Below are 11,520 nucleotides of genomic sequence, written 5' to 3'. Positions count from 1 at the left end.
TTTTTTCCGGACACTGGTTACTGCCGAAGAATCCCGGCACTGACGCAAAGGCTAGAGGCGGCTGGAAATGACTGCCTCTGCTTCCTGGGCGAGGATTGTCGCCTCATTCACGGGAGCCACCCACACCTCGACCCGGCTTGCTTCGCTACTGATGCATGACATCCCGCTCGCATCGCTGTTCTTTTTCGCATCGAGATGGATTCCGCACCATTCCATTCCTGCCAGAATCTTTTCCCGCACGACTGGAACGTTCTCCCCTACTCCTCCGCCAAAAACCACTGCGTTTGTCCCGCCCAGCACAGCAAGATAAGCACCCAGATATTTACGCGCCCGGTAACAGTACAGCTCGATAGCCAGGTCAGCGTATCCGTCTTTCGATTTCAGCAGTTCCCGGATATCGGCGCTGATTCCTGATACTCCCGATAAGCCGGACTGCTCATTCAGCAGCCGATCCATCTCCTCCGGCGCCAAGCTCTCCTGTCGCTGCAAAAACGTCACCAGGCCCGGATCCAGGTCGCCCGAGCGCGTCGCCATCATGAGTCCCTCCAGAGGCGAGAATCCCATGGAAGTGTCGCGAGGCAATCCCTTATCTGTCGCCGTGATCGAACAACCTGCTCCGAGCTGCATCGAAATGATTTTTCCATTTTGCAGAAAGTCCGGATGTTGATCGTGCCAGGCCTGCCACATGGCCTGATGGGCCAGTCCGTGAAAACCGTACCGCCGCAATGCATACTTTCCGGTCAGCTCATGCGGAATTGCGTAAGTTTGCGCAACTGTCGGCAGATGGGTAAAAAATGCGGTATCGAATACTGCAACTTGCGGCATATGAATACCGAATACTTCGCCGGCGGCACGTATCCACTTCAATGCGACGGGGTTGTGCAAGGGCGCAAGCGGCGCGAGATGTTCGATTTCCCTCTCCACATCGCGATCGATCAGGCAAGGGGAAGTAAGACGCATGCCTCCATGCACGACGCGGTGCGCCACGACGTTCACCTTGGCAAGTTCGTGGGCCTGCACGAATTCCTGGAGAGTATCTTCCGGTTCACCGCCGGAATTTTCCCTGACACTCACAAGCTCCGTCAGTTTTTCCTCATGGTGAACAAATGCTGCCAGACGAACCGATGAGCTGCCCGTATTGACCGTCAAAATTTTCATGGCAAAGACTAAGGCTGCTGCCGGTGCTCCGTCAGCGTTTGAGAATTACAGAATCATATTACGGGTTGACTACGAGCACATCGCAGGGCGTTTCATAAAGAATATGCTTTGTGACTGATCCGAACAACGCCTCATCCAGTTCTGTCTGACCGCGCTTGCCTATCACAATGAGATCGATATCGAGAGCCTGCGTTTTCTCGCGGATCGTATCCGGCGCACGGCCGTATTCGATAATGGATGCAACGCGCCTGCCGCCGTGTACGTAATCGCTGACTATTTTCTCCATGCCTTCGCGGGCATGAGTCAACATTTCCTCGCGGTAGTGGTCGACCCGATCTGCATCGTACCCCGCCTGCTTCATTTTCTGCCCGAGCGGCATTTCCACCACATGCAAGACGTGAATGGATGCATCCATCATAACTTTCAATGCCATCTCCAGCGCATTCAGGGAGTTTTTCGAAAAATCGACAGGTACCAGCACGTGTTTGTACTTATCCCTTGACTCCTGCTTGACGATAAGCAAGGGATGATGACCCGTGCGGAGCGTTTTCGATGCGGTCGTCCCTAAAAAGAATTCGCGCGCGAAGCTTTCCCCCTGGTCTCCGATCACAATGAGATCGGCATGATGGGACTGGGCACAGCGGTTAATTTCGAGGTGCGCCCTGCCGATGGCAACGTGATGCTTTACCCGTATGCCTTTCGACGCCAACATTTCCGCCCTGCCCTGCAGTGCTATCTTTGCCCGGTTGTAGAGCCTCTGTTCTGTTTCCAGCGGCGTTTCTGCTATCAGATGCTTGAATACTTCGAGCGGCAACGTGGGAAGGACATGCAACAGATACAGCTCGGCTGCATGCTCTGACGCCAGTAGCGCGGCGCGCTGCACGGCTCGCTCGCCCCGTGGGGAGAAATCGGTGGCGATGAGTATGCGTTGAATTTTCTCCACGTATGTTCCTCGCAATAGCATTTATCGAACACGGTCACTTGAAATCTGGCTAAAAGATATTCGGTCGAAAGATGTTGCGATAGCCGGAACGGGGATAAACCGAATGATTTTCCGGTTCCCTACGATCCTTCAGTCCTTCGCTCCTTCGGCCTTGTCAGCAAGGACCCTTTACCCCGTTCCTTATACTGCTGCCAGCAGCGCTGCGGAAAATCACGATACCGCATCCCAGCATCAAACTGGCGATTAGAGACACGATCTTCGGCGGCGTCTGTACGTCAACCCTCATATGACAGATGTTTTGCACCCCTTGCTGCCGGACTGCCGTGGCAATCCCTCCCTGAACTTATCCGTTTTTCCTCCATCAATCGTTTATCCCTGAAAGGATTCCTCAAAGACGTGAGCGATTCTGATTTTAGGCGACATTTCCTTGAATTGATGGTGCTATACTCCTTACTTTAACCGTATCCCGGGAGACCTTCATGAAGAAAATATTGACTCTGTTGACCCTGGCCGTTTTCAGCTTAGGATTGGCGGCCTTCGATGCCGAGGCGAAACGCTTCGGTGGCGGTCAAAGTATCGGCAAGCAACGGGAATCCATGAGCCAACAGGCAGCCCCCCAGCCCGGACAAACACCCAACGCCGCGCCGGGAGCAGCCGCGCGCCCAGGCGGCAATAAGTGGTTGGGACCGCTGGCCGGTTTAGCTGCGGGAGGATTGCTGGCCGCGCTTTTCATGGGCGGCGCATTTGAAGGAATCAATATGATGGACGTGCTGATGCTGGCAGCGTTGATCGGCGGGGTCTTTTTTGTCATGCGCATGCTGCGTAAACCAAGGCAGGAACACTCGGCTCGCCCAATGCAGTATTCGGGCATGCAGGGAACCTCAACCGATCACGGCGTCACACCCGGAGCAACAGCCGCAACGGGCTCCGGACCGGAGGCAACCCCGAGAGCAAGCGCGGTGGCACCGATTTCCGGCACAGCCAATATTCCCGCTGATTTTCAGGTGGAACCTTTCCTGCGTAATGCAAAGACTTCATTCATACGCTTGCAGGCAGCAAATGATGCGCGCGACCTGAACGATATCCGGGAATATACTACCCCCGAGATGTATGCGGAGATCAGCATGCAGATCAACGAGCGCGGTAACGAGCCCCAGCGGACCGACGTGCTGGCGATCAATGCGCAGCTGCTCGAAGTGATCACGGAAAAAGACATGGCAATTGCCAGTGTCCGCTTCAATGGTCAGTTGCGCGAATCGCCCCAGTCAGCGCCGGAAGCGTTCGATGAAATCTGGCATGTGCAGAAGGATCTCAAAGATCCTGATGCCGTCTGGCTGCTCTCTGGAATTCAACAAGTCTCCTAGAGACGGATTCCATGCTGGCATCGGTGGCGATAGCTCCGCTCAACCATGTGCTGCGTGGAGAAAGCTGGGCGCGCAAACGGCTGCAGCCGTGCGCCGGGAAGACTGCCCGTTTTCGCGTCCCACCTTTTTTTGATCTTGCCGTCATCATCCAGCCTACCGGCGAGGTGGCGGCAGCATCCACCGTCGCTGGCAACGACGCCATCCTGACCATCATGCCGGCGTTGCTGCCGCGCCTGCTCGTTCGCGATGAAGCCGCATACCGTGAAATCCGGATTTCCGGGGATAGCATGTTCGGCCAGGAAATCCTCGAGATCGGGCAAAATCTGCGCTGGGACGTGGAGCAGGATTTAAGCGACGTGATGGGGGACATCCTCGCTCACCGGGTGGTCCGGGCGGGGGAAAGCTTGGTCCACTGGCATAACGAAACCCTTCATAATTTGTCTCAGGCGTTGACAGAGTACCTCACCGAAGAGCAGCCGGTACTTGCCAAGCCCAGCGACATGCGCACATTTGCCAATGAAGTGAGCGGATTGCAGGACCAGGTGTCAAGACTGGAACTTCGTGTGGAAAGCCTCATAAACAAGTCCTTATAAGTGAACTGAGAAGATCAAGGAACATCTGGGCAAATCCCTGAGCGAATCGGGGTAGCAGAATAGAATAAATGCGTTTCTTCCGTCTTCTCAAAATACTCGCCGTCTCATTCCGCTTCGGCCTCGACGAATTCTTCCTGAGCCACGAGCGTCTGCGTCTGCTGCGACCTGTCGTCAGAGCGGCAACGTTCTGGCGTAAACTGGATCGTGCGCGGGGCGAACGTCTCCGCCTCGCCCTGGAAGCCTTGGGTCCCATCTTCGTTAAGTTCGGCCAGATGCTCTCTACCCGGCGGGATCTTCTGCCGCCCGATATCGCCGACGAACTGGCGAAACTACAGGACCAGGTTCCACCATTTCCCTCCAGCATTGCCCTCAAGACACTTGAAGAGGTTTACGGAAAACCCGTCAACGAAGTTTTTCTGCTGTTCGATGCGGAGCCGGTAGCAAGCGCGTCCATTGCCCAAGTTCATCTGGCAGTGCTGCATGATGGTACGGAAGTCGCAGTCAAGGTGCTGCGTCCCGGTATCGCGCCTGTGATCGCCCATGATATCGCGCTGATGGACACAGGCGCTCTTTTGCTCGAAATAGTCTGGCCGGATGCCAAGCGGCTCAAGGTAAGGGAAGTCGTGACTGAATTCGCCCGTCATCTCGATGACGAACTGGATCTCATGCGCGAAGCGTCCAATTGCAGCCAGTTGCGGCGCAATTTCCTGGACTCTCCCCTGCTTCTTGTACCGGAAGTCTACTGGGATTACTGCTATTCGAGCGTCATGGTGATGCAGCGCGTCAAAGGCACGCCCATCAGTCATGTCGCAGCCTTGCGGGAGCAGGGCGTGGATATTCCGCGACTTGCCCGCGTCGGGGTGGAAATCTTTTTTACCCAGGTGTTCCGCGACGGCTATTTCCATGCCGATATGCACCCGGGAAACATCTTTGTCGGCAGTGACGGCCGATATATCGCTGTCGACTTCGGCATAATGGGAACCCTTACCGACGAGGACAAGAATTATCTCGCGCAGAATTTCCTTGCTTTCTTCCGTCGTGACTACAAACGTGTGGCGGAAGCGCACGTGGAAGCGGGATGGGCGCCGAAAAACACGCGAGTCAACGACTTCGAAACCGCTATCCGGGCGGTATGCGAGCCCATTTTCGACAAACCCTTGAGCGAGATTTCATTTGGCCGGGTATTGCTGCGGCTGTTTCAAACATCGCGCCAGTTCAATGTCGAAATCCAGCCACAACTGGTGATGCTGCAAAAAACCCTGCTCAATATCGAAGGACTGGGACGGGACCTCGACCCCAATCTCGACCTGTGGACGACAGCCAAGCCATACCTGGAAAACTGGATGGCAGAGCAGTTGGGCTGGAGAGGGCTCAGCCGCCGCCTGCGCAAGGAAGCCACGAGCTGGGCGGTAATCATGCCCCAGTTTCCCCGCCTGATGCATCATGCCCTGACGGAGATACGTACCAGCGCTCTGGAAGAAAAGATGGACCGGTTTATCCTGGAGAAAAAACGTGAGACCCGGCGACTCACCATCTTCATCGTATTGCTGATCGTAGTGATACTGTGGCATCTGGGAAAATAAGGACGGTTTTTGCATACTCCCGAGAGCATGAACGCCCCTCGTTGAAGATGGAAGAATCGCAGTACGGGAATCCAGGGGTTAGGGCGCGATAGAGCAAGGTGGCCAGACTGGCAGGTCGCCCTCCCCTTGAGCGGTCCATTGGAGTGCAATCAGTTCCGCTATCCATATCTCCATATCCCGCTATGATTCCTTTCACACGCTCTTCATGAGATTTTTTGCGCGCGCAAAAAATCTTTCCTATCCTCGTTTTCCGTTAAGTCATAGGCCACGCCAGCCGCCCATTACTTGAGGCAGCGCTTCACCTGGCATGCCCGTCATGGCCCATGATCCAAGCGCTGCTTGCGGCGGCATCTTTAAATTCCCCTTTGAATTCCCTTTGGCCGGCACGTCCGGTGCTCCTCACGCAATCTCCGCAACACCCTCCGCACCCCGGCGTTCTGCAAAGGAAACTCACATCCTGGGTTGATCCACTGGGTTAATTCGCTGGGTTGATTCGTACAGGGCCGTCATCCGAGACCTTTCGTCGACCATTCTTCGCGAGAAATCCTTGAAGGGGAATTGGGTTGACCAGGAAGTGTCTTCACAGTAATATAACAAAAACTTCACAAAAAGATCACAACTTCTTAACAAATCGCTGTATCGGTAAAGGCGAAGCTTTGATAAGGAGGAAGATGATGAAAGTAGGAAAACTCCTTGCCCTTTCATATTTTACGGGCATGACGGTACCACTGTTGGCGGTAGCGCTCTTCTGATCCATTGAGGCTGCCAAGGGGGCCTTCCCTCAACCCCCTGGATGTTGCGGCAGCACTCTTTTGATCCGCTGAGACGCCAGGGGAAGTACTCCTCCTGCACTTCCCCTGAATCTTTGTTCTTGATCTCCAAATTCCTTCGGGGATTCTGGATTATTTGCAAAAGGAGCTGGTGATGGCTACTGCAGTTGAAAATAGAGTAGTAGATAAGGCAGTGAAGGCAAGCAGTCCTGCCTACGACATGTCGGAATGGTATGACTCCAAGTTCTACAAGCTGGGTCTGCTGCCGATACTGGGGCTGGCGGTTTTCTGGGTCTGGTTCCAACGCACCTACGCCTATTCCCACGGGATGGACTCCATGGAACCGGAGTTCGAGCAAATCTGGATGGGGCTATGGCGCTTCCAGATGATACTCTGGCCCACCATGGCCGCCTTATACTGGGGTTGGCTGTGGAAGACCCGCAGCACCAAGGAGGAATTGGCCAGCCTGACGATCAAGCAGGAAATCAAGCGGTACTTCTATTTCCTGATGTGGCTGGGGGTATACCTGTTCGGCGTCTACTGGGGATCGAGCTTCTTCACCGAGCAGGACGCTTCCTGGCACCAGGTGATCATTCGTGACACGAGCTTCACTCCCAGCCATATTCCTTTGTTCTATGGCTCGTTCCCGATGTACATCATCATGGGCGTATCGATGTACATCTATGCCAGCACGCGTCTGCCACTCTACAACAAGACGACCTCGTTTCCGCTGGTGATGGTCATTGCCGGTCCGATCATGAGTCTCCCGAACGTCGGCCTGAACGAATGGGGCCATGCCTTCTGGTTCATGGAGGAACTCTTCAGCGCACCGCTGCACTGGGGCTTCGTGGTACTGGCCTGGGCCGGGCTGTTCCAAGGGGGCCTCGCCGTCCAAATCATTGCACGTTTCTCCAACCTCCTGGATGTGCAATGGAACAAGCAAAGCCAGGTGATCCTGGATAACGTTGTCTAAAGGTAAAGGATCAAGTTTTAACTCCAGATTCTAACCAGCGTGGTACACCCCATCCGCTTCCATAGGGATGGGGTTTTTTGTAGGCGGATCGATGGCTGCCCGATACTGACCTGCTATCGTTTTATCTTAGCGTCGAAGTTCTTAAGAGAATGGCGAAGCAGCAGTTGCTTCATAAATTTTGGTAAAATGTCGAGTTTTACCTTGATTTGTCCCGACTATGGCGCTCCTGGAAATCCGTAATGTTACGCGTCGTTTCGGCAGTTACACCGCGGTCGACAACGTCAGCATCGATGTGGAAGCCGGCGAGTTCTTCACGCTGCTGGGGCCGTCCGGTTGCGGTAAAACAACGCTGCTGCGGATGATAGCCGGGTTCGACCTGCCGGACTCCGGTCAAATCCTGCTGGACGGCAAGGATATGGTGGGTATCCCGCCGGAAAAACGCCCTGTCCATACCGTATTCCAGACCTATGCTTTATTTCCGCATATGACGGTGGCGGACAATATCGCCTTTCCCCTCAAGATGGCAGGGAAAGCCCCACAGGAAATAAAAAAAAGGGTGAATGAACTGTTGGAGCGGGTTCACCTGCCGAACTTCGGTAATCGCTTTCCACACGAGCTCTCCGGCGGGCAGAAACAGCGCGTGGCTTTCGCCAGAGGATTGGTGAATCGACCGCGACTGCTCCTGCTCGATGAGCCCCTGGGCGCACTTGACGCAAAGTTGCGCGAAGAGATGCAGATCGAGCTCATCAACCTCCAGAAAGAAATCGGTATTACCTTTATTTTTGTCACTCATGCACAGGATGAAGCGCTGGCGCTATCACATCGCATCGCAGTAATGAACCGGGGCAATGTCGAGCAGATAGACGAACCCTCTAAAATCTACAGTACGCCGAGAAATCATTTTGTTGCAGATTTCATCGGCAAAATCAGCGTGATGAATGCAGCGGTTATGGAAGCTGTTCCGTCTCATCTGAAACTCGCGATAGAAGGACTGGGAGAGGTAACGGCGCCGGCCAGGGAGGGTGTGGAGGTGGGCGACAAGGGCGTGCTGGCCATCCGGCCGGAGCAGGTGCGAATTTCTCACCCGTCCAATGAATCGCAGCTAAAAAACCATTTCCGCGGCAAAGTGCACGACTTCCTGTATGTCGGCGACGTAACTACTTATATTGTGGAACTCGTCAACGGTGCCTATATTGAAGCTTTACTGCCAAATTCCGCTCCTGGCCGGGCCAAGTTTTTCGAGGTGGATGACGAGGTAACGATCTCCTGGCGCCATGACGCGGGCATTTTTCTCAATGATTAAGGGCGGAATGAAAGAAAAGCAACTCGCCCGGCTGCTGGTAAGCGGGCCACCCCTATTGTTTCTGATAGTGTTCTTTGTTGCACCCAGTCTGATCATGATTCTCACCTCGTTTCGCTTTCCAGGCGAATTTGGGGGACTGGCGCCCATTACGCCACCTTCGGAAAAAGCGGCCGGCGAATATGGATTCACCCCTGATGCCTACCAGTTCTTTTTCAGCGACTTTATATACACCGAGATTTTTCTCAAATCGTTCGCGGTTGCATTCGGCACGACCTTGATCTGTCTTATCCTGGCTTATCCGTTGGCATTACTGATTGCCCGCAGCAGAAAACGCTTGCGCAACCTGATGGTCCTGTTGGTGATACTTCCGTTCGCGAGCAATTTCCTCATCCGCATCTACGCCTGGATGATCATTCTCGGCCCGGAATCCGCGCTCAGCCACTTTGTCAACACCGTTCTCGGCGCGTTCGGAATCGCCCCTGTCACGTTATTATTCTCGCCTTTTGCGGTATTGGTAGGCATGGTGTATGTACATCTGCCGTTCATGGTGCTGCCTCTCTATACCAACCTGGAGAAACACGACCCCTCGCTTCTGGATGCAGCACAGGACCTGGGAGCGAATGCCTGGCAACGCTTCTGGCGAGTTACCTGGCCGCTGTCGCTGCCGGGCGTATTTTCAGGTTCCGCACTGGTATTCATTCCGGTGCTGGGCATGTTCGCCGTGCCGGACATATTAGGTGGTACAGGCGACATCCTGATCGGAAACCTGATCAAGGACCAGTTCCTGGGTACCCGTGACTGGCCTTTCGGTTCTGCATTATCAATCATGCTGACACTCGCAGTACTGTCCGTCGCAGGCCTGACCACATGGTTCGCCCGCTCTGCAACCGGCCAACGGGCGATATAGCATGAAGCGCGGAAATCTCTGGCTGTGGTCCGCGGCCGCGCTGGTTTACGCCTTCCTTTATATCCCGCTGATCATCGTCGTGCTGTACTCGTTCAACGATTCCAGGCTGAACGCTGAATGGGTCGGCTTTACATTGTTCTGGTACAAAGCGCTGTTCAACAATACGGAGATGCTACTAGCGGCACGCAACTCGCTCATTATCGCGCTTTGCACCAGCTTCTGCGCAACCTTGCTGGGCACCATGGCCGGCCTGGCGATACACCGGTACAAGCTCAAGGTATTACCGGTGTTGGTATTCACTCCGGTGGCAATGCCCGAAATCCTGCTGGGGGTATCCATCCTGCTATTCTTTTTGCAAGTCCTGAATTTCACGCTCGGAATGGTGTCCATCATCATTGCGCACACCACCTTCTGCATTGGTTTTGTCGCCATCATCGTGCGGGCGCGGCTGCAGGGAATGGATGAAAGCATCTTCGAAGCCGCGCGCGATCTCGGTGCATCGCCCTGGCAAACTTTCCGGCTTGTCACCTTGCCGCTCATCATGCCGGCCGTGGTCGCCGGCGCCTTGATGTCGTTCACCCTGTCCATCGATGATTTTGTCATCACATTCTTTACCAAGGGTGTAGGGGAGCCGATTCTGCCGATCCAGATTTATACGATGATAAAAGTGGCGGTGACGCCTGAAGTGAACGCCATCTCGACATTATTGATGCTGCTGACATTGATCATGATCAGCATGGCTGCCCGGCTTGAATCAAGCAGCTCATCGGAAGGGAGCGCGAAACCTCGCAAAACGGCGAAACAAGCGGCGAAATAATGAACTCTCCACGACTCCTTCTTTTTCTGCTGTCACTGCTCCCGTTCGCTGCGGGGTGTACTCCCCAGAATCCGGATGCGGCCAGCAGCGGCAAAAATGTCCTGCACCTGTTCAACTGGAATAATTATATCGCGCCGGAAACCGTGGCGCGCTTTGAGAAATCCTGCAAGTGCGACCTGTCGCAGGATTATTATGCCGATAACGAGGAAATGCTGGCAAAGCTCGCGGCGGGCGCCACCGGTTATGATGTTATCGTTCCCACGGGTAATGCGATCGACACCCTTATCCGCCAGGGAGCACTGAGGCCACTGGATAAATCGCTGCTGCCCAATTTCAGGAATATCAACCCCGCCTATCTCGATACAGCCTTCGATCCCGGTAATATATACTCGGTCCCCTACGCCTACACGCTCTCTCTGCTCGGTTTCAACAAGGAGAAGATCGAGCAGCTTGGTCTGCCGACTGATACCTGGGCAATTATCTTCGAGCCCAAATATCTGGAAAAAATCAGGGGACGGGTGACCGTGCTCGACAGCCAGCGCGAGCTAATGGCCGCCGCGCTCAAGTATCTGGGCTATTCCGTGAACGACACGGATGAGAGACATTGGCAGGAGGCCGCTGATCTGATCGTACGCGCCAAATCCTATTGGGCGGCCTTCAGCAATACCAGCTACATCAAGGAACTGGCAGTGGGAAATCTGTGGGTGGCGCACGGTTATTCTAACGACATGTTCCAGGCGGCACTCGACGCCCAGAAAACCGGGCGAAAATTCACGATCAGCTATTCGACGCCCAAAGAGGGAGCGGTGCTGGCAGTGGATAGCATGGTTCTGCACAAAAGCGGGAAACGTCCCGATCTTGCTCACCAATTCATCAATTTCATGCTGGATGGAAAGAATTCCGCCGAACTCACCAACCTCATCGGTTCGGGCAATCCCAATCTCGACGCTTTGCAATACATCCAGCCCGAAATTGCAAGCAACAAGGCCATTTTTCCTGATCCAGAACTGATTGCCCGGCTTGAAATGCTGCGCGATCTCGATCGCAAGCAGCGGCGACTGCTGAGCCGCTTGTGGACAGAAATTAAACTGCGATAATCGTTATAATTT

The 11,520-nt window shown here is 54.4% G+C and carries 10 protein-coding genes; 8 read left to right on the top strand and 2 right to left on the bottom strand.

The genetic code is table 11. From position 1 onward, the window contains the following. Positions 1–51: 51 nt before the first annotated feature. Together BMY01_RS06405 and BMY01_RS06400 are read right to left on the bottom strand one after the other, a co-directional pair. Positions 52–1,158 carry an acetate/propionate family kinase gene (locus tag BMY01_RS06405; protein WP_074745415.1) on the bottom strand — a complete coding sequence of 369 codons (1,107 nt, stop codon included), beginning with the start codon at positions 1,156–1,158 and terminating at the stop codon, positions 52–54. Between the two features lie 58 nt (positions 1,159–1,216). Then, a complete protein-coding gene (locus tag BMY01_RS06400; protein WP_074745413.1) occupies positions 1,217–2,101 on the bottom strand; it encodes a universal stress protein in 885 nt (294 codons plus the stop codon). A 479-nt stretch (positions 2,102–2,580) separates the two neighbouring features. Here BMY01_RS06400 and BMY01_RS06395 point away from each other — a divergent pair, with 479 nt between their 5' ends. From BMY01_RS06395 to BMY01_RS06360, 8 genes are all read left to right on the top strand, one after another. Beyond that, the gene (locus BMY01_RS06395) at positions 2,581–3,465 is read left to right on the top strand and encodes a Tim44 domain-containing protein (protein WP_074745411.1); all 885 of its coding nucleotides are present in this window, start codon (positions 2,581–2,583) and stop codon (positions 3,463–3,465) included. Between the two features lie 11 nt (positions 3,466–3,476). Continuing rightward, positions 3,477–4,058: a ubiquinone biosynthesis accessory factor UbiJ gene (locus tag BMY01_RS06390; RefSeq protein WP_074745409.1), complete on the top strand. Its 582-nt coding sequence runs from the start codon at positions 3,477–3,479 to the stop codon at positions 4,056–4,058. A 68-nt stretch (positions 4,059–4,126) separates the two neighbouring features. Further along, positions 4,127–5,641: a ubiquinone biosynthesis regulatory protein kinase UbiB gene (ubiB, locus tag BMY01_RS06385; RefSeq protein WP_074745407.1), complete on the top strand. Its 1,515-nt coding sequence runs from the start codon at positions 4,127–4,129 to the stop codon at positions 5,639–5,641. Between the two features lie 924 nt (positions 5,642–6,565). Beyond that, complete coding sequence (locus tag BMY01_RS06380; RefSeq protein ID WP_074745405.1) at positions 6,566–7,384, top strand: methane monooxygenase/ammonia monooxygenase subunit C; 819 nt, start codon at positions 6,566–6,568, stop codon at positions 7,382–7,384. A 217-nt stretch (positions 7,385–7,601) separates the two neighbouring features. Further along, positions 7,602–8,687: an ABC transporter ATP-binding protein gene (locus BMY01_RS06375; RefSeq protein ID WP_074745403.1), complete on the top strand. Its 1,086-nt coding sequence runs from the start codon at positions 7,602–7,604 to the stop codon at positions 8,685–8,687. Positions 8,688–8,694: 7 nt separating this feature from the next. Further along, positions 8,695–9,594 (top strand): ABC transporter permease, encoded by a 900-nt coding sequence (locus BMY01_RS06370; protein ID WP_074745593.1) that lies wholly within the window; start codon positions 8,695–8,697, stop codon positions 9,592–9,594. Between the two features lies 1 nt (position 9,595). Then, positions 9,596–10,411, top strand: coding sequence for an ABC transporter permease (locus tag BMY01_RS06365; RefSeq protein ID WP_074745402.1), 816 nt, complete (start codon positions 9,596–9,598; stop codon positions 10,409–10,411). Beyond that, positions 10,411–11,508, top strand: coding sequence for an ABC transporter substrate-binding protein (locus BMY01_RS06360; protein WP_074745400.1), 1,098 nt, complete (start codon positions 10,411–10,413; stop codon positions 11,506–11,508). The genes BMY01_RS06365 and BMY01_RS06360 overlap by 1 nt, the downstream gene beginning before the upstream one ends. Positions 11,509–11,520: the final 12 nt, after the last annotated feature.

This window comes from Nitrosospira multiformis, assembly GCF_900110185.1.
Taxonomy (GTDB): Bacteria; Pseudomonadota; Gammaproteobacteria; order Burkholderiales; family Nitrosomonadaceae; genus Nitrosospira; species Nitrosospira multiformis_A.
Note: the sequence above shows the minus strand (reverse complement) of the source record. Positions and strands in the feature narration are given on the sequence as shown.

What these genes read in the sequence shown, in the direction of transcription:
- BMY01_RS06405 (WP_074745415.1), bottom strand. Translation starts at nt 1,158, where the DNA reads ATGAAAATTTTGACGGTCAATACGGGCAGCTCATCGGTTCGTCTGGCA.
- BMY01_RS06395 (WP_074745411.1), top strand. Translation starts at nt 2,581, where the DNA reads ATGAAGAAAATATTGACTCTGTTGACCCTGGCCGTTTTCAGCTTAGGA.
- BMY01_RS06390 (WP_074745409.1), top strand. Translation starts at nt 3,477, where the DNA reads ATGCTGGCATCGGTGGCGATAGCTCCGCTCAACCATGTGCTGCGTGGA.
- ubiB (WP_074745407.1), top strand. Translation starts at nt 4,127, where the DNA reads ATGCGTTTCTTCCGTCTTCTCAAAATACTCGCCGTCTCATTCCGCTTC.
- BMY01_RS06380 (WP_074745405.1), top strand. Translation starts at nt 6,566, where the DNA reads ATGGCTACTGCAGTTGAAAATAGAGTAGTAGATAAGGCAGTGAAGGCA.
- BMY01_RS06375 (WP_074745403.1), top strand. Translation starts at nt 7,602, where the DNA reads ATGGCGCTCCTGGAAATCCGTAATGTTACGCGTCGTTTCGGCAGTTAC.
- BMY01_RS06370 (WP_074745593.1), top strand. Translation starts at nt 8,695, where the DNA reads ATGAAAGAAAAGCAACTCGCCCGGCTGCTGGTAAGCGGGCCACCCCTA.
- BMY01_RS06365 (WP_074745402.1), top strand. Translation starts at nt 9,596, where the DNA reads ATGAAGCGCGGAAATCTCTGGCTGTGGTCCGCGGCCGCGCTGGTTTAC.
- BMY01_RS06360 (WP_074745400.1), top strand. Translation starts at nt 10,411, where the DNA reads ATGAACTCTCCACGACTCCTTCTTTTTCTGCTGTCACTGCTCCCGTTC.